The organism is Saccharomonospora cyanea NA-134 (genome assembly GCF_000244975.1).
Classification (GTDB): Bacteria; Actinomycetota; Actinomycetes; order Mycobacteriales; family Pseudonocardiaceae; genus Saccharomonospora; species Saccharomonospora cyanea.
The window spans coordinates 2,037,193-2,058,226 of the sequence record NZ_CM001440.1; the positions used below are offsets into that span (position 1 = coordinate 2,037,193).

The window sequence follows — 21,034 nt, forward strand, 5'->3', positions numbered from 1 at the left end:
GCCCCTACACTGGGGAACGTGGTCGTTCGACTGGAGTAGGCGCGCGCTCGCGCCCCGTGCACACCTTGTCCGGCCACCACGTCCACCCCACGGAGTCTGCCAAGTGATCTCGGCTACCGGCCTCGAACTGCGCGCCGGTTCGCGCATCCTGCTGTCCGACACCACGCTGCGCGTGCAACCGGGCGACCGCATCGGCCTCGTCGGGCGCAACGGTGCGGGCAAGACCACCACGCTCCGCGTGCTCGCCGGTGAGGGCGACCCGTACGCGGGCGAGGTGCACCACACCGGCGAGATCGGCTACCTGCCGCAGGACCCCCGAGAGGGTGACCTGTCGGTGACCGCCAAGGACCGCGTGCTCTCCGCACGCGGCCTCGACGTGTTGCTGCGCGACATGGAGAAGGCGCAGAGCGCCATGGCCGAACTCGTGGACGACGCCGCCCGCGACAAGGCGGTCCGCCGCTACGGGCGGCTGGAGGAACGCTTCGCCGCGCTGGGCGGTTACGCAGCCGAGAGCGAGGCCGCGCGTATCTGCGCCAACCTCGGCCTGGAAGACCGCGTGCTGCCGCAACCGTTGCGGACGCTGTCCGGCGGGCAGCGGCGCCGCGTCGAACTCGCGCGCATCCTGTTCGCCGCCTCGGAAGCCGGTGCGGGAGGCCGCTCGGGCACCATCCTGCTGCTCGACGAGCCCACCAACCACCTCGACGCCGACTCGATCACGTGGCTGCGCGGATTCCTGAAGGCCCACACCGGAGGCCTCGTGGTCATCAGCCACGACGTCGAACTGCTCGACGAGGTCGTCAACAGGGTGTGGTTCCTCGACGCCACGCGTGGCGAGCTCGACAGCTACAACATGAACTGGAAGCGCTACCTCGACGCGCGCGCCACCGACGAGAAACGCCGTAGGCGGGAGCGTGCCAACGCCGAGAAGAAGGCGGCCGCGTTGCAGCAACAGGCCGCCAAGCTGGGTGCGAAGGCCACCAAGGCGGTGGCGGCGAAGAACATGGCCCGCCGCGCGGAGCAGTTGCTGGCCAACCTCGACGAGGAGCGCCAGGCCGACAAGGTCGCGAACATCCGGTTCCCCGCGCCCGCCCCGTGCGGCCGTACCCCGTTGACGGCCGAGAACCTGTCGAAGTCGTACGGCTCGCTGGAGATCTTCACCGGGGTCGACCTCGCCGTCGATCGCGGTTCGCGAGTCGTCGTGCTGGGGCTGAACGGTGCGGGCAAGACCACGCTGCTGCGCCTGCTGTCCGGGCTGGAGAAGCCCGACACGGGCCAGGTCGTGGCCGGCCACGGTCTCCGGCTCGGGTACTACGCCCAGGAGCACGAGACGCTGGACCACGAGGCGACGGTGTGGGAGAACATCCGCCATCTCGCTCCGGACACCGGCGCGCAGGAGCTGCGCAACCTGCTGGGGTCGTTCCTCTTCAGCGGCGAGCAGCTCGACCAGCCCGCCAAGACGTTGTCGGGTGGGGAGAAAACCCGGCTCGCGCTCGCGGGGCTCGTGTCCAGCGCGGCGAATGTGCTGCTGCTCGACGAACCGACGAACAACCTCGACCCCGCGAGCCGTGAACAGGTGCTCGACGCATTGCGCCGATACGAGGGCTCGGTGGTTCTTGTGACACACGATCCTGGTGCGGTCGAGGCACTGGAACCCGAACGGGTGATCCTCTTGCCGGATGGCACCGAAGATCTGTGGTCCGACGATTATCGTGAACTGGTCGAGCTCGCCTGATCGGGTGTTTTGCCGAGAAAATGTGCGACTTCTTCGTAAGGGCGCGCACCGGTCGCCGGTCCGATGTGCTCGCCGGGTGACCAAAAGATCACCCACAGCTTTCTGACCAGTGTTGTTGTGGCGACTCCCGGATCGGTGGAGTGGCCCCCCCTTTCGGGTGGAGTGTGGTGTGTCACCGGCCGCCACAACCAGGCGCCTTTTACGCGTTCCGTCATTGTTCGGTCTACAGCAAGTACCGTATCGGACGTTTTCGACGCCATTCGAGCATGTTTTCCCGTTGTCGTCTGGCATTCGGCGGCGTCGTGTTCGATCATTGCCACGGCAGGGGCTGAAAGTGGCCCGAAACATCAACGGGCGGAAGGTGGATTGACGTGGCAGACCTGAAGAAGGGTGCGCGCATCACCGGATCCACGCGTGACAAGCTGGCCGCTGACCTGAAGAAGAAGTACGAGAAGGGGGCGAGCATCCGCGCTCTGGCCGAGTCGACGGGACGCTCCTACGGCTTCGTGCACCGGGTCCTGTCGGAATCCGGCGTGCAACTTCGGGGCAGGGGAGGCGCCACGCGCGTCAAGAAGAAGTAAGAGGGACAGGATCTCCGTGGGTTCCGGAGCCGGGTTCGTCGGTGCCGAGGGGGGCCGTGGCCCGGTTCCGGAACACCAGCACCGCTCCCAGCAACACGGAGACGTAGACCAGGTAGCCGAAGCGGGTGGCCGTCGTCAGCAACGTGAAGGCGGCGAGTCCGACCGCGATCCGCAGGGCCGCGTCGGCCGCGGTCCGCGGCGGGCGGCGAACCAGCCACAGCAGCACGGCGAGCCCCGCGGCGACGAGCAGCACCAGGGCGATCACGGTGCCCACGGGGCCGGTGCTCGCGATCAGTCGGCCCGGCAGCGGACTCTCGGCGGGGGACGCGACCTCTCCGAGACCCGACGGGAACAGTAGTACGTGCTCGACGAAGGCTCTGGGATTCACCAGACAGACGGGCACGGTCACCAGTGCGGTGACACCGACGAACACCACCGAGGACCGGGCGAGAGCGCGTCCACCCAGTCGGCTCGCGACGAGGAAACCGGCCACGACGGCGGCGGGTGCGGCGATCAGCTTCGCGCTCGTCACGAGCGCGCACGTCAGTGCCGCCCAGCCGGACCGGTCGGTGGCGGCGAGGGCGACGGTCAGCACGATCAGTCCCACGATCGCCAGGTCGGGACCGGCGGTCGCCCAGGTGAGCGCCGTCAGAGGGAACACCGCCGCGAGTTGGGCACCTCGAACCGGTATCGACGGCACCCGCAGCAGCCGCAGACTCGCGACCACGCAGACGGCGGCCACGAGCGCGAACGCGACGCGGGCGTCGGTGAGCACGTCGGTGAACGGCGAGCCGCCCAGCAGCGCGCGCGGCAGACCGAACACCGCCATCACGGGGCCGTACGGCGTGTAGTCGTGGACGTTCGGGGCTCGGTCGAGCGCCGCGATGTCCAGATAGGGCGTTCCGCTGTCCAGCAGGGTGCTCGCCGCTCGCTCGATCACCCACACCTCGGGTTGGGCGTTCCACAGCCCTTCGGCGTCGGTCCAGTCGCCGCCCGAGGTTTCCCGCCGCACGAGCAACGTCACCATCGGGGCGAGCATGCCGACGACACCGACCGCTCCCACGCCCACCCAGCGTGATCGTGACCGGGAGTGCCGGGCGTTCGGTGTGAGCAGTAGCCAACAGGTGTGCACCAGCGCGAGCCCGTAGCCGGCCACCGCGAAACCGCCCCATACCCGGTAGCCGAAGTGCTTGTCGGTCAACGCCATGACCAAGGCGTAGCAGGCGCAGCCCAGGTAGAGCAGGGCGTCGACGGCGAGTGGCCGCCGACCCAGTGCCGATCGCATGCGGCCGAACGCGCCGACCGGTGCGGGCTCCGCCCCCTGCTGTGCCTGTGTCCCCATGGCGGTCGAGACTACCGAGGGAGTCGGGACTGTCGGTGGCGACCGGCAGAATCGCCCGGAAGCGGCGCGGGAAGATCCGCGACGTCACCGCTGTTGTGCTGAGCACACATGGGGAGAGGAGTTGTTGGCGAGTGGACAACACGTGGTCGCTGCTGCGGGGGGCGATGAACTCGGCCGACGCTCCGAAAGGGCTGCGCAGGGGGACCGTTCGCCGAGTGGCCTCCTTCGCCAGGCCGCACTGGCGGAGGTTGCTCGTCTTCCTCGCGCTGACGGTCCTGTCGGCCGTACTGGCCGTCACCACTCCGCTGCTGGCCGGGCGCGTGGTCGACACCATCGTCGGAGGGCGGGCCGTCTCCACGGTCGTCTGGCTCGCCGTGGCCATCGCGGCCATCGCCGTGGCCGACGCGGCGCTGGGGCTCGCCGAACGCTGGCAGTCCGCCCACATCGGTGAGGGACTCATCCTCGACCTGCGCAGGGCGGTGTTCGAGCACGTCCAGCGGATGCCCGTGGCGTTCTTCATGCGTAGCCGCACCGGCGCGCTGGTGAGCAGACTGAACAACGACGTCATCGGTGCGCAGCGCACGTTCACCGCGACACTGTCCGGCCTCGTCACCAACGTCATCCAGTTGGTCCTCTCACTCGCCGTGATGGTGACGCTGTCGTGGCAGGTGACCCTGTTCGCGCTCGTGCTGCTGCCGATCTTCGTGCTGCCCGCCCGGCGGATCGGCCGGAGGATGGCCGACCTGCAGCACGAGTCGGCCGAGCTCAACGCCTCCATGACAACCCAGATGACGGAGCGGTTCTCGGCGGCCGGTGCCACGCTGGTCAAACTGTTCGGCAGGCCGAAGGTGGAGGCGGAGGAGTTCGGCGAGCGTGCCGGCCGGGTCCGTGACATCGGGGTCCGCACGGCGATGCTGACCCGCTGGTTCATGACCAGCCTCACTCTGGTGTCGGCGCTGGCCCAGGCACTCGTCTACGGCCTCGGCGGTTGGCTCGCGCTCACCGGCAGGCTCGACGCGGGCACCGTCGTGGCGCTGGCTCTGCTGCTCACCCGCCTCTACACGCCGTTGACCGCGCTGGCCAACGTCCGCGTGGACGTCATGACGGCGCTCGTGTCGTTCGAACGGGTCTTCGAGGTGCTCGACCTCAAGCCCATGATCACCGAGAAGCCGGACCCCACGCCGCTGCCCTCGGGCGGTGTGTCCGTCGAGTTCGACGACGTTCGTTTCGCCTACCCCTCCGCGGAGGGCTATTCACTGGCCTCGCTCGAAGACGTGTCCACACTGGACACGAGGGGCGGGGAGCAGGTGCTGCACGGCGTGAGCTTCCGGGCCGAGGCGGGCCAGATGGTGGCGCTCGTGGGAGCGTCGGGGGCGGGCAAGTCGACCATCGCCTCACTGGTCGCTCGGCTCTACGACGTCGACTCCGGGGCCGTACGGCTGGCCGGCGTGGACGTCCGGGACCTCTCGTTCGAGTCGCTGCGGCGCACGGTGGGGTTCGTCACGCAGGACGGACACCTCTTCCACGAGACCATCCGGGCCAACCTCGCCTACGCCCGTCCGGAGGCGAGCGACGACGAGATCTGGGACGCGCTGCGCCGGGCCCGGCTGGAGGAGCTCGTGCGTTCACTTCCGGACGGCCTGGACACCGTGGTCGGCGAGCGCGGCTACCGCCTCTCCGGCGGCGAGCGGCAACGACTCACCATCGCCCGGCTGTTGCTCGCCCGGCCCCGCGTGGTGGTGCTCGACGAGGCCACCGCGCACCTGGACTCCCAGTCCGAGGCCGCGGTCGGCGAGGCACTGGCCGATGCGTTGACCGGGCGGACGGCACTCGTCATCGCCCACCGGCTGTCCACGGTACGGGCGGCCGACGCGATCCTCGTCGTCGAGGACGGCCGCATCGTCGAACGCGGCACGCACCAGGAGCTGCTGGCGCTCGGCGGCCGGTACGCCGAGCTGCACAACACCCAGTTCGCCACCGACGAACGGTCGGCCGCGTGAAGCCCGGTGTCGTGGCGCGGCCCTCGTTGACCACTCTGCCGCCGAGTGCTCCGCGGCCCAGGGCGGTCGCGCTCGTGCTGCACGGCGGCGCCGAGTACGGGGCCGCCGTCGTCCGGCCGTGGCGGCTGGCGTACCTGCGGATGGTGCCGGTGGCCCACGCCGTGCGGGCGGCGGGGGCCCGGCACGGCCTGGAGGTGAGGTTGCTGCGCAACCGGGTTCGCGGGTGGAACGAACCCGACCGGCACCCGGTGGAGGACGCGCGGTGGGCGTTGGAGCGGATCCGGGCTGAACGCCCGGGCCTGCCCGTGGTGCTGGTGGGGCATTCCATGGGAGGCCGCGTGGCGCTGCGGGTGTGCGACGACGAGGCGGTGCGGGGCGCGTGCGCGTTCGCGCCGTGGACGCCCGACGCCGAGCCCGTGGAGCCGGTGGCGGGCCGCACGGTCGTGATCGCGCACGGTGCGCTCGACAGCGTGACCAGCCCCGGGGACTCCTACCGGTACGCGCAACGTGCCGACGCCCACGCCGCGCGGTTGGCGCGGTTCGACGTGACGGCGGAGAGTCACGCGCTGCTGCGCAGGCCCGCCCTGTGGAACCGGCTCGCCGCCGAGTTCGCGGTCCAGACCGCAGGACTGGTTCCCCAGCACGGACTTTTGGCCCGTGCTTTCGCTCACGATGCGCCTCTTCGGTGGCGGCTACTACTCTGACCAGGTCTTTTTCGGCCGGATCTCCTTTTTTCCTCGCGCGAGGCACAACCTCACCGGGGGATGCTGCGTCTACGCGGTCGGACATGCGGTTAGGTATGCGGGCAGCACGACAGCCGCACGAAGCGATCGGAGTGGCCATGACCTACGGCGGGCACCAGGGCGGACACCGGCCACCGCCTCCGGGCCGGAGGCCGCCGCGAGGGCCCCGGCAACAACAGCAGGCGCAGATGATGCCTGTCCCGGGCAGCAACCGGGCACGGCAGGCGGCGCGGCCGCCTCAGCCCACGCGGGTCGCTCCGCGACCGCCACAGCCGCCGCCACCCGGCGACCGGAAACCGTCTTCGGGTGGTGGTCCCCGACGTAGGCGGGCCTCGTTTCCCAAGGTGTTGCTGAGCCTGGTGCTCGTGTTCGTCCTGCTCCTGGGAGCCGTGTGGCTCTACCTGGAGTTCTCCATCAACCGCATCGACGCGTTGCCCGACGACTACGAGGGCAGGCCGGCGGCGGCCGAGGGCACCAACTGGTTGCTCGTGGGCTCGGACTCCCGTGAGGGGCTCGACGAGGACCGCATGGCGGAACTGTCCACCGGCGACGCGGGCGGCAGGCGCACCGACACGATCATGCTCGTCCACATTCCGGACAACGACACGAAGCCGACCCTGCTGAGCCTGCCGCGCGACTCGCGGGTCGAGATCCCCGGCCACGGCGTCAACAAGATCAACGCCGCGTTCGCCTTCGGCGGTGCCCCGCTGCTGACGAAGACGGTGGAGCAGGCCACGGGACTGCGCATCGACCACTACGCCGAGATCGGATTCGGTGGGTTCGCGGAGGTCGTCGACGCCATCGGCGGTGTCGAAATGGACATTCCGCAGGAAATGCGCGACACCAAGACCGGCATCGTGATCCCCGAGGGCAGGCAGACACTCGACGGGGCGCAGGCGCTCGGGTTCGTCCGTATGCGCTACAGCGAGGCCACTCCGCGGTCGGATCTGGACCGCGTGGCGAACCAGCGCAAGTTCATCGGGGCACTCGCCAACGAGATCGCGAGCCCGGCCACCCTGCTGAACCCGTTCGACGTGTTCCCGCTACTGGGTGCCGTGCCCGACGCGCTCACGCTCGACACCGACGACAACCTGCACCACCTCGTGGGACTGGCATGGGCCATGCGGGGCATCGGTGACGGCGGCGTGGTCACGACCACCGTGCCGGTCACCTCCGCCTCCGCCGAGACCTGGGATCCGGCGAAGTCGGAGACGCTGTTCGAGGCATTGCGTACCGACTCGCCGATTCCTGAGGAGATCCTCATGGAGTGACCGACGGCCGTGTGGACCACGGCCGTGTCCCACACGGCCGTGGCGGTCTCGATCGCTCGAAAGCGTCCTCGTGAGGTCAGTTCTGCCGGGCCTGCGACACCAGGGCCGGGACCGGCCGGGGCCTGCCGTCCGCGTCGATCGCGACGAACGTCAACCGAGCGGTCGCAACCTCCGTCACCGGCCCTGAGGTGTTCCACCGTTCGGAGGTCACCCTGACCACGGTGGTCATCGAGGTCCGTCCGGCTCGCTCCAGTTCGGCGTGGACGCTGAGCAGGTCACCGGCCCGTACCGGGGCCAGGAAGGTCATCCGGTCCACCGACACGGTCACGGCGGGACCGTCGGCGTGGCGGGCCGCGGCGGCAGCCGCCGCGTCGTCGATCAACTTCATCACCACACCACCGTGGATGGTGCCGTACAGGTTGGTGTCGTGCTCGCTCATGATGTGAGCGAGGGTGACCTGGGAATCCGCTGGGGTCTTGGGCGTGGAACGCACCGTGCTCTGGTCGGCCACGTGATCTCTCCTTCGCGAGTCGCGGCGGGACGGCACCGTGCGCGTGGTCGCGCACGGGCGGCGGGCAGGTCTTCGGACTCGTGGGCACTTCGGTCGCTTCCGGAAGGGATCCGGAGGACAGGCTCCTACTGGCCGTCGCTTCCCAGGCCGGGTGGCCCAGTGCTCGATGACGGCGGTCGTTCCCACTCACCGCTGCGGGGCAGTCCCGGATTCGCACCGGGTTCCCTCTTACGACGCCCCGGGGACGGGGCGAACCCACTGCGCACACCACCTTACGGCGCGGCCGGTGAGGCCGGTGAGGCCGAGGCTCCGGCGGTGGTCGAACCATCGTCCCGCTCCTGTGCGGCGAGCGGCCGACGAACATCACGGGCTTGTTCCGCGTCACGCCGGGGTTTCCCACGACTCGCGCGGTGGTCAAGCCCTCCCGCGCGAACGCAGGACCTCCAGGGCCTTGTCGGCGTGGACGGACATGCGGAGCTCGCTACGGATCACCGCGAGAACGGTCCGGTCGGTGTCGATGACGAACGTGTGTCGCCTGGTGCGCAGTGGACCGAACGCCCGCCGCACGCCGAACCGGCTCGCGACTGTGCCATCGGCGTCGGAAAGCAGCGGGAAGCCGAGGGCGTGGGCCTCGGAGAACGCCCGTTGGGTGTCCACCGGGTCGGGGCTCACGCCCACCGGTCGGGCACCGAGCTCGGCGAAGTCGGAGGCGAGGTCCCGGAAGTGGCAGCTCTCGGCCGTGCAGCCCGCGGTCATGGCCGCCGGGTAGAAGAACAGCACGACGGGGCCGGTCGCGAGGAACTCGGTCAGCCGGCGGGGAACACCCGCCTCGTCGGGCAACGTGAAGTCCGGTGCGGTGGCCGACTGTTTCATGGCCGCGATGGTCCCATGCGCCCGGCGGACTCGGCGAGCAGCGATCGAATCCCCGCCGCGTCGACCTCCTCCCCGAACAGCTTGCCGCGACCCGCGACGGCGCCCAGCTCGGCGAGCCTGCGCGCGTGCTCGGTGCCGTGCACGCCGTCGACGCCGATCCGGAAGATTCCGAGTTCCCGGGCGCGCTCCACCAGCATGGCGAAGTGCCGGCGTGCTCCCTGCGAGCTCTCGCCGTCCTCGGCGAGCGCGTCGACCAACGTGCCCGACACGATGACGAAGCCGACGGGGAGCCGGTGCCGGTGGATCAGTTCGAGGTCGGCGGCACCGGACACCGCCAGGGTGATCTTGACGTCGAGTTCGGCGAGGACGGACAGGTTCTCCAGCACCTCACCACGGGGATCGGTCAGGTCCGCGCTGTCGGCGCAGATGCGTAGTTTGTCGTGTGGCAGGCCGGTGCGGTCGAGCTCGGTGCGCACGATACGGACCAGGTTCGGGTCGATGGCGAGCCGGGTGGGCAGCCGGACGCACAGATCGGGCGCGCCACCGAACTCGCGCTGCCACGTGGCGGCGTCGGCGATGGACTGGGCCAGCAGCAGCTCCCCCAAGGCGGGGGTCATGCCGGTGGTGTCGGCCAGCGCGGAGAAGTCGCGTGGCCGCAACACCCCGTGTTCGGGGTGGTCCCAACGGAGTTGGGCGTTGACCACCGCGATGCGTTCGTGGCCGTCGAGTGTGACCGTGGGCTCGTAGTCCACGCCGAACTGACCGTTCTCCAGACCACCGCCGATCGCGGCGCCGATGCCGAAGCGCCGCCGGTCGCGGTCGTGCAGTTCCCGCTCGAACAGCATCCACTGGGCCTTGCCGTTCTCCTTGGCGCGGTGCAGGGTCAGCTCGGCCGCGCGGTGCAGTTCCTCGCGGGTACGCCCGGGCACCTCGCTGACGACGATGCCCACACTGACGTTGACCCCGACGCCCGTGCCGTCCACGTACACGGGTTCGGCGAGGTCGCGCATCGTTTCCTCGACGAGATTGACCACGGTGGCGGTGTCCAGTTCGCCGTCCTGCCCGTCGTGGAGGAGTACGGCGAAACCGTCACCGGACAACCTGGCCACCACCGCCTCGTACTGCGGTTGTGCGGCGAATCCGGCCTCGAGCTTGCGCGCCACCTGCCGGAGGACCTCGTCGCCCGCGCCCGGACCCAGGCCGTCGTTGACGACCCGGAACCCGTCGATGTCGAGATAGACGAGGGCGACCCGGCCACCTGGCGACGTGGCGAGGGCGGTGTCCAGCTTGTTGTCGAAGTGGTACGAGTTCGGCAGCCCTGTGAGCGGGTCCTGCACGTTCTGCCTGCGCAGTTGCTCGCTGAGCAGGGCGAGTTCGTGAATGTCCTCGATCAGCAGCACCGGATGGGGGAGTCCTGGGCCGTCGGCGGTGATGGTGGCGACGGTCACTCGGGTCCGCAGTGTGCCGTCCCGGCCGTGCGTCAGCGTGACTCGCTCCTGCCGGGGCCGCCGGGCCGGCAGGAGCGCTTCGTCGACGGCCGCGGCCAGCACCCGCGCGTCGTTCGGTGTGGCGGCGAGCCGCGTGAGCGGTTGCCCGACGAGTTCGGCGCGGGTGTGGTGGACCAGTTCGACGAAGGCGGGGTTGACGTCGTGGATCGTGCCGTCCGCGGCCCCGAGCACGACGCCGATCGGTGTGGCGGCATAGAGATCGGCGAACCGGCGAGCGGCCGCGTCGCGGGCCGTCCGTGCCTCCGCCTGTGCCTCGCGCGCGACCGCGAGCAGCGCGGGTTCCAACGTCTCCGCGGGCAACGACACGCCGTCGACCTCGCCAAGACGCGCGGCCCAGCGGCGCACGATGTCACCCAGCCCTGGCGTGTCACCAGGTTCCGACACGCTTCACCTCGCACAACGTCGTCGACCCATGGGGCTGTTGCCCGCACAGCGGCGGATTTTTCCGGACCACGGTCCGCAACTCTGCAACAGCATCATGCAATGAGCATCTTGTCTACCGCCTGGAAGGGTGGATTGATCACACCACCGTGTCGCGCGGCGCTACTGCCTGTGCGACTTCCGGCGAGGGCCTGACGGCGGTCGGACCCGGCGGGTTCACCCCCGCCGGGTCCGACCGTACCCTCTGCTCACCAATGACGCCGCCGGTCATCCTCGCAGGTGGCCATGCCGGGTGCCGCGGACGGGCTTTCCGTGGCGGGAGAGGTCAGTCCCACTCCAGTGCCGCACCACTGCGGTAGTCGGTGACCCTGGTCTCGAAGAAGTTCTTCTCCTTGCGCAGGTCCATGGCCTCCGACATCCACGGGAACGGGTTCTCCGGTTCGCCGAACACGGGTTCCAACCCGAGCTGGGCGGCCCTGCGGTCGGTGATGAAGTGCATGTACTGCTCACACAGCTCCGCCGACAACCCGAGCATCGGCCTCGGCATGGTGTCCCGGGCGTAGGCCACCTCCAGCGCGCATGCCTCCACGAGCATGTCGCGCACCTCGCGCTGGAACTCCGGCGTCCACAGGTGGGGGTTCTCCGCCTTGATCTGGTTGATGCAGTCGATGCCGAAGTTCAGGTGGATCGACTCGTCACGCAGGATGTACTGGTACTGCTCCGCGATGCCCACCATCTTGTTGCGCCTGCCCAGTGACAGCACCTGGGCGAACCCGGTGTAGAACCACATGCCCTCGAACACGACGTAGAAGGCCACGAGGTCGCGCAGGAACTCCTGGTCGGCCTCCACGGTGCCCGTGCGGAAGTCCGGGTTCTCCAGGTTGCGCGTGTACCGCAACGCCCAGGAGTCCTTGTCCGCGATCGACGGCACCTCGCGGTAGGCGTTGAACAGCTCGCCCTCGTCGAGACCGAGGCTCTCGCAGACGTACTGGAAGGTGTGGGTGTGCACGGCCTCTTCGAACGCCTGCCGCAGCAGGTACTGCCTGCACTCGGGATTGGTGAGGTGCCGGTAGACGGCGAGCACCAGGTTGTTCGCCACCAGCGACTCCGCGGTGGCGAAGAAACCGAGGTTGCGCTTGAGCATCAGCCGCTCGTCGTCGGTCAGGCCGTCCGGCGACTTCCACAGCGCGATGTCGGCCTGCATCGCGACCTCGGTGGGCATCCAGTGGTTGTCACACCCCGCGAGGTACTTCTCCCACGCCCAGCCGTACTTCATCGGCAGCAGCTGGTTGACGTCGGCGCGCGCGTTGATCATCGCCTTGTCGTCCACGTTCACGCGCGCGGCACCGAAGTCGAGGGTGAGGTTCTGGCTCAACGAGTGTCCTTTCGAAGAGATCGGTTGTCGGGTGCTCACTGGCAGGCTTCGCAGTCGGGGTCGTCGATCCGGCAGGCCGCGGTGGCACTCGCCTCGACGACAGCGGCGGGCACCGTGGGAGTGACGGCGTTGAGTCGCCCGTCGGTGCCGCGCAACGTGCTCTTCTCGACCTGTGTCGCGGCCCGCGAACGCAGGTAGTAGGTCGTCTTGAGACCACGTCGCCACGCGTGCCGGTACAGCGCGTCCAGCGCACGCCCGCTCGGCTCGGCGAGGTAGAGGTTGAGCGACTGCGCCTGGTCGATCCACTTCTGCCGCCGCGACGCCGCGTCGACCAGCCACCGGCTGTCGATCTCGAACGCCGTCGCGTACAGCGCCTTGAGGTCGTCGGGGATGCGGTCGATGGGGGCGAGCACCCCGTCGTGGAACTTCAGTTCGGCGACCATGTCGTCGTCCCACAGGCCACGCCGCTTGAGGTCGCGCACGAGGTGCGGGTTCACGACGGTGAACTCACCGGACATGTTGGACTTGACGAAGAGGTTCGAGAACAGCGGCTCGATCGACTGCCCGACTCCGCAGATGTTCGAGATGGTCGCCGTCGGGGCGATGGCAAGCACGTTGGAGTTGCGCATGCCGACCGTGCGTACGCGCTCGCGCAGCGACTCCCAGTCGAGAGTGGTGGTGGTGTCGATGTCGAGTTCGCCCTCACCCCGCGCCTCGGCCAGCAGCCGCAGCGAGTCGATCGGCAGGATTCCCCGGCTCCACAGCGACCCGTCGAACGACGAGTACGCGCCCCGCTCCTCGGCGAGGTCCGCCGACGCCGAGATGGCGTGGTAGCTCAGCACCTCCATGCTGCGGTCGGCGAACTCGACGGCAGCCTGCGACGCCTGTGGGACACCCAGCTCGAACAGCGCGTCGGAGAAACCCATGAGGCCGAGGCCCACCGGCCGGTGGCGCAGGTTCGACCGCTCCGCCTCCGGCACGGTGTAGAAGTTGATGTCGATGACGTTGTCGAGCATGCGGACCGCGGTGGTCACCGTGCGGCGCAGTGCCTCGACGTCCAGGCCGTCCTCGCCGACGTGGCGGGCGAGGTTCACCGAGCCGAGGTTGCACACGGCGATCTCGTCGGCGCTGGTGTTGAGCGTGATCTCCGTGCACAGGTTCGAGGAGTGCACCACACCGGCGTGCTGCTGCGGCGACCGCAGGTTGCACGGGTCCTTGAACGTGATCCACGGGTGGCCCGTCTCGAACAGCATGGTCAGCATCCGCCGCCACAGCTGCTTCGCGCTCACCCGGCGGAACACCCGGATCTCTCCCGCGTCGGCGGCCTCCTCGTACGCCCGGTAGCGTTCCGCGAACGCGGTGCCGTAGAGGTCGTGCAGATCGGAGACCTCGTCGGGGGAGAACAGGGTCCAGTCCTCGTCGGTCTCCACCCGGCGCAGGAACTCGTCGGGCACCCAGTTGGCGGTGTTCATGTCGTGGGTGCGCCTGCGGTCGTCACCGGTGTTCTTGCGCAGGTCGAGGAACTCCTCGATGTCGATGTGCCAGGTCTCCAGGTAGGCGCACGCGGCACCCTTGCGCTTGCCGCCCTGGTTCACCGCCACCGTGGTGTCGTTGGCGATCTTGAGGAACGGCACGACGCCCTGCGACTTGCCTCCGGTGCCCCGGATGTGGGCGCCGAGGCCGCGTACCGGGGTCCAGTCGTTGCCGAGCCCGCCGGAGTACTTCGCCAGCATCGCGTTGTTGCGGTAGCCGCTGAAGATGGAGGCCAGGTCGTCGGACACCGTGGTGAGGAAGCACGACGACAGCTGCGGGCGGCGAGTGCCGGAGTTGAACAGCGTCGGCGTGGAGGTCATGAACCGCAGTGAGGACAGCAGTTCGTAGAACTCGACGGCCCTGGCCTCGCGGTCGGGTTCGGCGACGGCGAGCCCCATCGCCACCCGCATGAAGAACGCCTGCGGCAGCTCGAAGCGCGTGCCGGCGTGGGGGTCGCGCAGCAGGTAACGGTCGTACAGCGTCTGCAGGCCCAGCAGGCCGAGGTCGAGGTCGCGTTCGGGGCGCAGCGCCGCCGTGATGACGTCGAGGTCGAACGTCGCGAGGTCCTCGGTGAGCAGGTGCAGTTCCACCCCGCGCCGGAGGTAGTCGCGGAAGTAGTCGCCGTACGTGGCGGCCATCTCGGGGTAGTCCGGGTGCCGGGGCTCGCCCGCGAGGTAGCCGACGGCTTCACCGCGCAGCGAGTCCAGCAGCAGCCTGGCGGCCACGAACGAGTAGTCCGGTTCGCGCTCCACGAGCGTGCGGGCCGCCATGACCTGCGCGAGTGCGAGGTCACCTGCGCTGATGCCGTCGTAGACGTTGCGTTCCAACTCGGCGAGGACCGCCTCGGCGGAGGTGTCCGGAAGGCCTGCGACGGCCTCGCGTACGGCCTTCTCGACGCGGTCCCACGGCACCTGCGTGGCCCTGCCCGAGCGGGACGGGGCAGCTTCCGGTGCGGTTTCCACTGACATGCGACGACTCCAAAAGGGTGCGTTCGACCGTCTCGCGGGCAGGGGCGCCCGCGAGTTCGGCCGGTGTTTGGTTGTGCTCAGCTCTCGGTGATCGAAGCCTACATGTGGTGGTCCGAGAGTGGGCAGCACCCAAGATATGGGCGTGTCGTCACATCGCGTCACGGCGGTGTACCGCTGGATGACCTGGGCGGAGACTCCTGAGCGTCACCGTACGGGGGCCGGTTCGGGCGTCGTCGAGGGCGTGCGGACACGTCCGAGACGGAAGTCGGCCAGCCGCAGAGCTCGCGTGTGACGCCGGTACTCGGACGTGCGTCCGGGCCAGATGGACACCACCCGCCCGCCCGCGTCGCGGTACCAGCTACGGCAGCGGGTCCACACCGACCGCGCGAGCCTGTCCTGCACCTCACGGTCCCACCGCTGCTCCACCTCGGGGCGCACGTCGAGGTAGTGGTCGGAGTGGGAGGCGAGCCACCGCACCGCTTCACGAACGTAACGTGCCTGGCTTTCGAGCATGTGGACGATCGAGCCGCCACCGAGGTTGGTGTTGGGTCCGTACAGCAGGAACAGGTTGGGAAAACCCGGCACCGTGATTCCGAGGTGGGCCCGCGCGCCGTCCCGCCACGCGTCCGAAAGGTCGCGGCCTTCCAGGCCCCGCACGGTCATGGAGCCGAGGAACTCCGTCGCGGCGAAGCCGGTTCCGTAGACGATGACGTCGACCTCGTGGTGGGTTCCGTCGGCAGTGCGGACGCCGGTGGGAGTGACGGCGACGACCTCCGTGGTGACGACGTCGACAGTGGATGAGGCGAGCGCGGGGTAGTAGTCGTTGCTGAACAGCACGCGCTTGCAGCCGAGCTGGTGATCCGGTGTCAGAGCGGCCCGCAGGTCCGGATCGGACACCGATCGGCGAAGATGGCGTCGTGTTTGGACTGAGAACAGTGGACTGAGGAACCGCCACTTGGACAGGCACTGCTGCGCGAACTCGGTGTAGAGCCAGAAACCGAGCCGGTCGATCTTCTGCAAAACCGGAAACGCGCGGAGGATCGCCTTGTCGCGTTCGGTGTAAACGCGGTCGCGTTTGGGCAGAACGTACGGTGCGGTCCGCTGGAACACGGTCACCGATGCGGCCCGCTGTCCCAGGAACGGCACGAACTGCACGGCGCTGGCGCCGGTGCCGATCACCGCGACCCGCTTGCCCGAGAGCTCACAGCCGTGGTCCCACCGTGCCGAGTGGAACGACGTCCCCGTGAAGGTGTCGACTCCGGGGACGGACGGGTACACCGGCCGCGACAGCTGCCCGGTGGCGGGCACCAGCACCCGTGCGGAGTAGCCGGTGCCGTCGGCGGTACGCACCAGCCAGCGCCCGGTTTCGGCGTCGAAGTCGGCCGAGGTGACCTCGCTGTGGAACCGCACGAGGTTGTACACACCGAACCGGCGGGCCACCCGGCGCAGGTAAGCCAGGATGTCGGGTTGCAACGCGTAGCGCCGGGGCCAGTCAGGGTTCTGGGCGAACGAGAAAGAGTACAGCGGTGACGGCACGTCACACCCCGCACCGGGGTAGGTGTTCTCCCGCCACACCCCGCCCACGTCGCCTGCGGCCTCCAGCACGACGACGTCGTGGATGCCTGCCCGCCGTAGTTCCACGGCCATGGCGATGCCCCCGAAGCCCGCGCCGATCACGAGCACACTGGTGTCGATGATCCCCATGAACCCGGAAGGCTAGAGTCGGTGCGGAGACCGTTCCAGGTCCTCGCGGGACCGGAAGTTGATATTTTCGGACACGTGGCCGGTTGGGACTTCCCTCGCGGCGTCGCGAGCGTCGCGCTTCTCGTCGACTTCGCCGCCGAACGGGGTGTTCCGCCCGACGACGTGCTGAAGGGCACCGGGCTCGACCTCTCCACGGTGCGGAACCCGTACGCACAGGCGGAAGCGCGGCAGGAACTCGCGGTCGTGCGTAACCTGCTCGCCCGCTGTGCCGGTTCGGACGCCGAACTCGGCAGCGACCTCGGCCGCCGCTACCACGCCACCGTCTACGGCATCTGGGGTTTCGCCGTCACCAGCAGCCGCACCGTCGGCGACGCCATGCGGCTCGCTCTGCGTTACGTCGAACTGACGTATGTCTTCTGTGTTCCCGACCTGCGCGTCGAGGGCGATCTCGCGGTGCTCGACTGCCGCACCGACACCGTGCCCGCCGACGTCCGGCCGTTCCTGCTCGCCCGTGACGTGGCCGCGATCCACACCCTGATCGAGGACCTGCTCGGGATCACACCCACCCCGCCTCTCCGGTGCGGAACTCTCACCCTGCCCCGCGAGCTGCTGGACCGCCCGATGCCGCAGGCCAACGACCACACCGCAGCGATGTGCGAGGAACAGTGCCGGAACCTGCTGGCCGAGCGGAGGGCGCGGGACGGCGTGGCGAGGACGGTGCGTGACCGGCTGCTCGCCGTCGACGGGCTCGGCCTCGGTATGGCAGCGGTGGCCGCCGAGCTCGGCATGACCACGAGGACGCTGCGACGGCGGCTGGCCGCCGAGGGCGCCGGGTTCCGGGCACTGCTCGACGAGGTTCGGCAGGCCCTCGCCGAGGAACTCCTCGCCACCCGCTCGATGTCGGTCGAGCAGGTGGCCCACCGGCTCGGCTACGGCGATGCGGCTGCGTTCGTCCGCGCCTTCATGCGGTGGACGGGCGTTTCCCCCGGTCGGTACGCGCGGACGGGCCGGGGGAAACGGCCGGTTCCTAGACGGGCTTGACCATCGGGAACAGGATCGTCTCCCGGATGCCCTTGCCGGTGAAGGCCATCAGGAGGCGGTCGATGCCCATGCCCGCGCCGACGGTCGGCGGCATCCCGTATTCCAGCGCGCGCAGGAAGTCCTCGTCGAGCTGCATGGCCTCCGGGTCGCCGCCCGCGGCCTTCAGGGACTGCTCGGTGAGCCGCCTGCGCTGCTCCACCGGGTCGACCAGCTCGGAGAAGCAGGTGCCCAGTTCCATGCCGAACCCGATGAGGTCCCACTTCTCGGTGAGCAGCTCGTCGTCGCGGTGCTGGCGGGTCAGTGGGCTCGTCTCCACCGGGAAGTCCCGCACGAACGTGGGCTGGATCAGCGTGTGCTCGACCAGCTCCTCGAACAGGTGCTCAACGAACTTGCCCGGTCCCCACGCCGGGTCCCAGCTGATCTCCCGCTCGTCGGCGTGCTTGCGGAGCACGTCGATCGACGTGCGTGGGGTGATCTCGGCGTCCAGCGCCTCCGACACCGACCCGTAGAGGGTGATCTGAGGCCAGTCGCCGCTGAGGTCGACCTCCCCGTAGCGGGGGTTGCGCACGATGGTCTCGCCGAACACCGCCTCCGCCGCCCGGCGCACGAGGTCCTGGGTGATGCCCATGCCGTCGTTGTAGTCGCCGTAGGCGCGGTACCACTCCAGCATCGTGAACTCGGGGTTGTGTGTGGAGTCGGCGCCCTCGTTGCGGAACGACCGGTTGATCTCGAACACGGCGTCGAGATCGCCCACGATGAGTCGCTTGAGGAACAGCTCGGGAGCGATGCGCAGGTAGAGGTCGAGGTCGTAGGCGTTGATGTGGGTGGTGAACGGACGGGCGGTGGCTCCACCGTGCACCTGGTGCAGCATCGGTGTCTCCACCTCGAGGAACCCGCGCTCCAGCAGGCCCTGCCGCAGCGCCTGGACGGTGGCGGCGCGCTTGCGCACCATGTCGCGGGCCTCGTCGTTGACGATCAGGTCCACGTAGCGCTGCCGCACGCGGGCCTCGGGGTCGGTCAGGCCCTTGTGCTTCTCGGGCAGCGGACGCAGTGCCTTCGACGTCAGCGTCCACTCGTCCACCAGCACCGACAGCTCACCGCGCTTGGAGGTGATCACCTCGCCGGTGACCCCGACGTGGTCACCGAGGTCGACGTCGCTCTTCCAGGAGTCGAGTGCCTCGGCGCCGACCTTGTCGAGCGACAGCATGATCTGGATCTGGGCGCCGGGGTCCTTGATCGTGGCGAAGCAGAGCTTGCCGCCCGTGCGGTACAGCATGACGCGACCGGTGATCGAGACGCGCTCGCCCGTGTGGTGGTCGGGCTCCAGGCCACCGTGCCGTTCGCGGACCTCCGCGATCGTGGTGGTCCTGCCGAAACCGACGGGGTAGGGCTCCCTGCCCGAGGAGCGCAGCCGATCCAGCTTGGCTCGCCGGATACGCATCTGCTCGGGTAGGTCCTCGTGGAAATCGTCCAGCGCGTCACTCACAGCGACGAGTGTATCCGCCCAGCTAGGCCGGGGTGCGAGACGTCCCGGCTACGCCGCGCCGGCCACCGGCCACCGGGCGGCTCGTCCCGCAGGACGGCCTCGTGGAGGCGGCTGACGTCGAGTGCTGGCCCGGCCCCGGAGAAGCGATAGCCGAACCGGTCCCTGCCGATCACCGGATCGCAGTCGCCGCCGCGTCGCAGGTACTTGCGCAACCGGTAGACGTACACCTGGACGACGTTGCCCTCCGGAGCCTGCGACCCCCATACGTCGCTCAGCAGCGCCCGCCTGCTCACCGGCACGTCGGGACGCAGGGCCAGCGCCGCGAGACACCCGTCTGCGGTCCCGGCCTTCGCCGGAGAGCAGTGGTGTTCGTGCTCGTCGCGGGTGCGCTCACGCTCGCCGTCACGCTGGTGTTCCTGGCGTCGTGACCGCGGACGTCACCGTCGGGTGGTGCCGAAGAGCAGGCGCGCGTCGCGCAGGTGGGTGTTGACGAGGGGACGGCGCCCGGCGAGGTAGCCGAGCGGGCCGTCCGGGTTCACCGACCACGTCGCGGAGGTGGACCGCGGACGGACGCGGGCCCGTACGGGGCTGACGAGGGGCCTGCCTGCGACGGACTGGATGATCGAGAACCTCGCCCGGGTCTCGGGCCCCGACGGGCCTCGTGGGACGAACGTCGCGGTGGCGATCCACTCGTCCGGAGTGGCGGCCGACGCGGTGAACGCGTCCGCGCGGTCGAGTTCGAAGCTCGCGAGTTCCTTGGGGATGCCCCACAACGCGCGCCCGCCCGCGAGCGAGGTCTCGCTGTCGACCCAGATCTCGGTGATGCTGCCCGCCGGTGACAGTCCGTGCCGCACGGCGACCGTGGCGAGCAACTCGTGGTAACTGAGCTGTCCCGGCGGGGTGTAGTCGATCCACGCCGTGACGACCACGGCCCGTCCTCCGACGGTGTGGGGGGTGACGGCGTCGCTCAATCGGGGAAGCTTTCGGTGCGGCACCGTCCACACGGACACGAAGGCCTCGCCTGCCAGCCGCCACGGTTCGTCCGGGTACTCGGCGTTCACGTGGTGTCCTCCCGGGTCCAGGGCAGGAAGCCGGGCAGGTCCTCGGGGACACGCCCGTGGAAGTCGGGTGGCCGCTTCTGGAGGAACGACAGTACTCCCTCGACGGCGTCCGGACTGTGGGGAATGCTCGCGACCAGGCGGGAGTCGAGGTCGTGGAGTGGGCCGGGGGAGTCCATGCCGGACATGCGGTAGAGGAGCTGTCGGGTGACGGCCACCGACACGGCAGCCGTGGTGGTGACGAGTTCGGCGGCCAGGTCGTAAGCCGCGGACAGCAGTTGCTCGGGTTCGTGCACACCGTGGACGAGCCCGGACCGCAGTGCCTCGTCGGCGCCGAACACCCGACCGCTGATCATCCAGTCGAGGGCCCGCCCCATCCCGACGAGCCGGGGCAGGAACCACGCGGACGCGCCCTCGGGGTAGATGCCGCGGCGGGTGAACACGAACCCGAACCGTGAGTCGGTGGCGGCGAGTCGGTAGTCGGCCGCGAGCGCGATGGTGATCCCCGCGCCGACCGCCGCGCCGTTCAACGCGGCGATCACCGGCTTGTTCGACGCGAACATCCGGCGTGACACGCGGCCCGCGGGTTCCCGCCACGCGGCGTCGGGCCCGGTTTCGGTGTCGAAGTCGAAGTCTCCCTGGGACAGGTCGGCGCCGACGCAGAAGTCGCGGCCGTTTCCGGTGAGCACGACGACACGCACGTCGGCGTCGTGGTCCGCCCTACCGAGCGCGTCGGCGAGTTCGTCGGCCATCGTGACGGTGTACCCGTTGCGGGCGTGCGGCCGGTCGAGGGAGATGGTCGCGATCCGCTCGGCGACCGAGTACGTGATCTGTGCGTAGTCGCGTCCGGTCTCCGTCATGAACGTCTCCCCGCCACTCTCGCGCGATGTCGAGCGCTGTCGCGTCGTCGGCGCTGTCATTGCACCA

The 21,034-nt window shown here is 69.4% G+C and carries 17 protein-coding genes and 1 riboswitch; of the genes, 6 read left to right on the plus strand and 11 right to left on the minus strand.

What is annotated here, in order from left to right; genetic code table 11:
* The first annotated feature begins 103 nt into the window (after positions 1-103).
* Both SACCYDRAFT_RS09775 and SACCYDRAFT_RS09780 read left to right on the plus strand, forming a co-directional pair.
* On the plus strand, positions 104-1,732 hold the full coding sequence (locus SACCYDRAFT_RS09775) for an ABC-F family ATP-binding cassette domain-containing protein (protein ID WP_005455793.1): 1,629 nt from the start codon (positions 104-106) through the stop codon (positions 1,730-1,732).
* Positions 1,733-2,103: 371 nt separating this feature from the next.
* Positions 2,104-2,313: a helix-turn-helix domain-containing protein gene (locus tag SACCYDRAFT_RS09780; protein WP_005455797.1), complete on the plus strand. Its 210-nt coding sequence runs from the start codon at positions 2,104-2,106 to the stop codon at positions 2,311-2,313.
* On the opposite strand, the gene SACCYDRAFT_RS09785 is transcribed toward SACCYDRAFT_RS09780, so the two are convergent.
* Positions 2,300-3,655, minus strand: coding sequence for a glycosyltransferase family 87 protein (locus tag SACCYDRAFT_RS09785; RefSeq protein WP_005455798.1), 1,356 nt, complete (start codon positions 3,653-3,655; stop codon positions 2,300-2,302). The genes SACCYDRAFT_RS09780 and SACCYDRAFT_RS09785 overlap by 14 nt on opposite strands.
* Before the next feature lie 131 nt (positions 3,656-3,786).
* Between SACCYDRAFT_RS09785 and SACCYDRAFT_RS09790 the strand changes: the two genes are divergently transcribed.
* The 3 genes from SACCYDRAFT_RS09790 to SACCYDRAFT_RS09800 all read left to right on the plus strand — a co-directional run bounded on the left by SACCYDRAFT_RS09790 (position 3,787) and on the right by SACCYDRAFT_RS09800 (position 7,669).
* Positions 3,787-5,655 carry an ABC transporter ATP-binding protein gene (locus SACCYDRAFT_RS09790; RefSeq protein ID WP_005455799.1) on the plus strand — a complete coding sequence of 623 codons (1,869 nt, stop codon included), beginning with the start codon at positions 3,787-3,789 and terminating at the stop codon, positions 5,653-5,655.
* The gene (locus SACCYDRAFT_RS09795) at positions 5,652-6,359 is read left to right on the plus strand and encodes an alpha/beta family hydrolase (RefSeq protein ID WP_005455800.1); all 708 of its coding nucleotides are present in this window, start codon (positions 5,652-5,654) and stop codon (positions 6,357-6,359) included. The genes SACCYDRAFT_RS09790 and SACCYDRAFT_RS09795 overlap by 4 nt, the downstream gene beginning before the upstream one ends.
* 137 nt (positions 6,360-6,496) lie before the next feature.
* On the plus strand, positions 6,497-7,669 hold the full coding sequence (locus SACCYDRAFT_RS09800; protein ID WP_198285010.1) for an LCP family protein: 1,173 nt from the start codon (positions 6,497-6,499) through the stop codon (positions 7,667-7,669).
* 76 nt (positions 7,670-7,745) lie between these two features.
* Here the strand turns inward: SACCYDRAFT_RS09800 and SACCYDRAFT_RS09805 are convergent, their stop codons facing one another.
* From SACCYDRAFT_RS09805 to SACCYDRAFT_RS09830, 6 genes are all read right to left on the minus strand, one after another.
* The gene (locus SACCYDRAFT_RS09805; protein ID WP_005455803.1) at positions 7,746-8,180 is read right to left on the minus strand and encodes an acyl-CoA thioesterase; all 435 of its coding nucleotides are present in this window, start codon (positions 8,178-8,180) and stop codon (positions 7,746-7,748) included.
* A gap of 46 nt (positions 8,181-8,226) precedes the next feature.
* Positions 8,227-8,454, minus strand: a riboswitch (cobalamin riboswitch).
* 140 nt (positions 8,455-8,594) lie between these two features.
* Positions 8,595-9,053: a peroxiredoxin gene (locus tag SACCYDRAFT_RS09810; protein ID WP_005455805.1), complete on the minus strand. Its 459-nt coding sequence runs from the start codon at positions 9,051-9,053 to the stop codon at positions 8,595-8,597.
* The gene (locus SACCYDRAFT_RS09815) at positions 9,050-10,945 is read right to left on the minus strand and encodes a diguanylate cyclase domain-containing protein (protein WP_005455806.1); all 1,896 of its coding nucleotides are present in this window, start codon (positions 10,943-10,945) and stop codon (positions 9,050-9,052) included. The genes SACCYDRAFT_RS09810 and SACCYDRAFT_RS09815 overlap by 4 nt, the downstream gene beginning before the upstream one ends.
* 322 nt (positions 10,946-11,267) lie before the next feature.
* Positions 11,268-12,317: a ribonucleotide-diphosphate reductase subunit beta gene (locus tag SACCYDRAFT_RS09820; RefSeq protein WP_005455807.1), complete on the minus strand. Its 1,050-nt coding sequence runs from the start codon at positions 12,315-12,317 to the stop codon at positions 11,268-11,270.
* 35 nt (positions 12,318-12,352) lie between these two features.
* Positions 12,353-14,818, minus strand: a complete 2,466-nt coding sequence (locus tag SACCYDRAFT_RS09825; protein WP_005455808.1) for a ribonucleoside-diphosphate reductase subunit alpha — start codon at positions 14,816-14,818, stop codon at positions 12,353-12,355.
* Between the two features lie 204 nt (positions 14,819-15,022).
* Positions 15,023-16,522 (minus strand): flavin-containing monooxygenase, encoded by a 1,500-nt coding sequence (locus tag SACCYDRAFT_RS09830; protein ID WP_005455809.1) that lies wholly within the window; start codon positions 16,520-16,522, stop codon positions 15,023-15,025.
* Positions 16,523-16,597: 75 nt separating this feature from the next.
* On the opposite strand from SACCYDRAFT_RS09830, the gene SACCYDRAFT_RS09835 reads away from it, so the two are divergent.
* On the plus strand, positions 16,598-17,563 hold the full coding sequence (locus tag SACCYDRAFT_RS09835; protein WP_043536338.1) for a helix-turn-helix domain-containing protein: 966 nt from the start codon (positions 16,598-16,600) through the stop codon (positions 17,561-17,563).
* Here the strand turns inward: SACCYDRAFT_RS09835 and lysX are convergent.
* The 4 genes from lysX to SACCYDRAFT_RS09855 form a co-directional block, all read right to left on the minus strand.
* Entirely contained in the window at positions 17,550-19,049 is a 1,500-nt protein-coding gene (gene lysX, locus SACCYDRAFT_RS09840) for a bifunctional lysylphosphatidylglycerol synthetase/lysine--tRNA ligase LysX (protein WP_005455811.1), read from the minus strand. The two genes, SACCYDRAFT_RS09835 and lysX, sit on opposite strands and share 14 nt — an antisense overlap.
* Positions 19,046-19,366, minus strand: a complete 321-nt coding sequence (locus tag SACCYDRAFT_RS09845; protein ID WP_083844737.1) for a helix-turn-helix domain-containing protein — start codon at positions 19,364-19,366, stop codon at positions 19,046-19,048. The genes lysX and SACCYDRAFT_RS09845 overlap by 4 nt, the downstream gene beginning before the upstream one ends.
* Positions 19,367-19,486: 120 nt before the next feature.
* The gene (locus tag SACCYDRAFT_RS09850; RefSeq protein ID WP_005455816.1) at positions 19,487-20,110 is read right to left on the minus strand and encodes an acetoacetate decarboxylase family protein; all 624 of its coding nucleotides are present in this window, start codon (positions 20,108-20,110) and stop codon (positions 19,487-19,489) included.
* On the minus strand, positions 20,107-20,967 hold the full coding sequence (locus SACCYDRAFT_RS09855; RefSeq protein WP_005455818.1) for an enoyl-CoA hydratase-related protein: 861 nt from the start codon (positions 20,965-20,967) through the stop codon (positions 20,107-20,109). Before SACCYDRAFT_RS09855 ends, SACCYDRAFT_RS09850 begins: the two co-directional genes overlap by 4 nt.
* Positions 20,968-21,034: the final 67 nt, after the last annotated feature.

Excerpts from the sequence above, each read along its gene's own strand:
- SACCYDRAFT_RS09830 (WP_005455809.1), bottom strand. The coding sequence starts at position 16,522 with ATGGGGATCATCGACACCAGTGTGCTCGTGATCGGCGCGGGCTTCGGG.
- SACCYDRAFT_RS09800 (WP_198285010.1), top strand. The coding sequence starts at position 6,497 with ATGACCTACGGCGGGCACCAGGGCGGACACCGGCCACCGCCTCCGGGC.
- SACCYDRAFT_RS09825 (WP_005455808.1), bottom strand. The coding sequence starts at position 14,818 with ATGTCAGTGGAAACCGCACCGGAAGCTGCCCCGTCCCGCTCGGGCAGG.
- SACCYDRAFT_RS09785 (WP_005455798.1), bottom strand. The coding sequence starts at position 3,655 with ATGGGGACACAGGCACAGCAGGGGGCGGAGCCCGCACCGGTCGGCGCG.
- SACCYDRAFT_RS09855 (WP_005455818.1), bottom strand. The coding sequence starts at position 20,967 with ATGACGGAGACCGGACGCGACTACGCACAGATCACGTACTCGGTCGCC.
- SACCYDRAFT_RS09810 (WP_005455805.1), bottom strand. The coding sequence starts at position 9,053 with ATGAAACAGTCGGCCACCGCACCGGACTTCACGTTGCCCGACGAGGCG.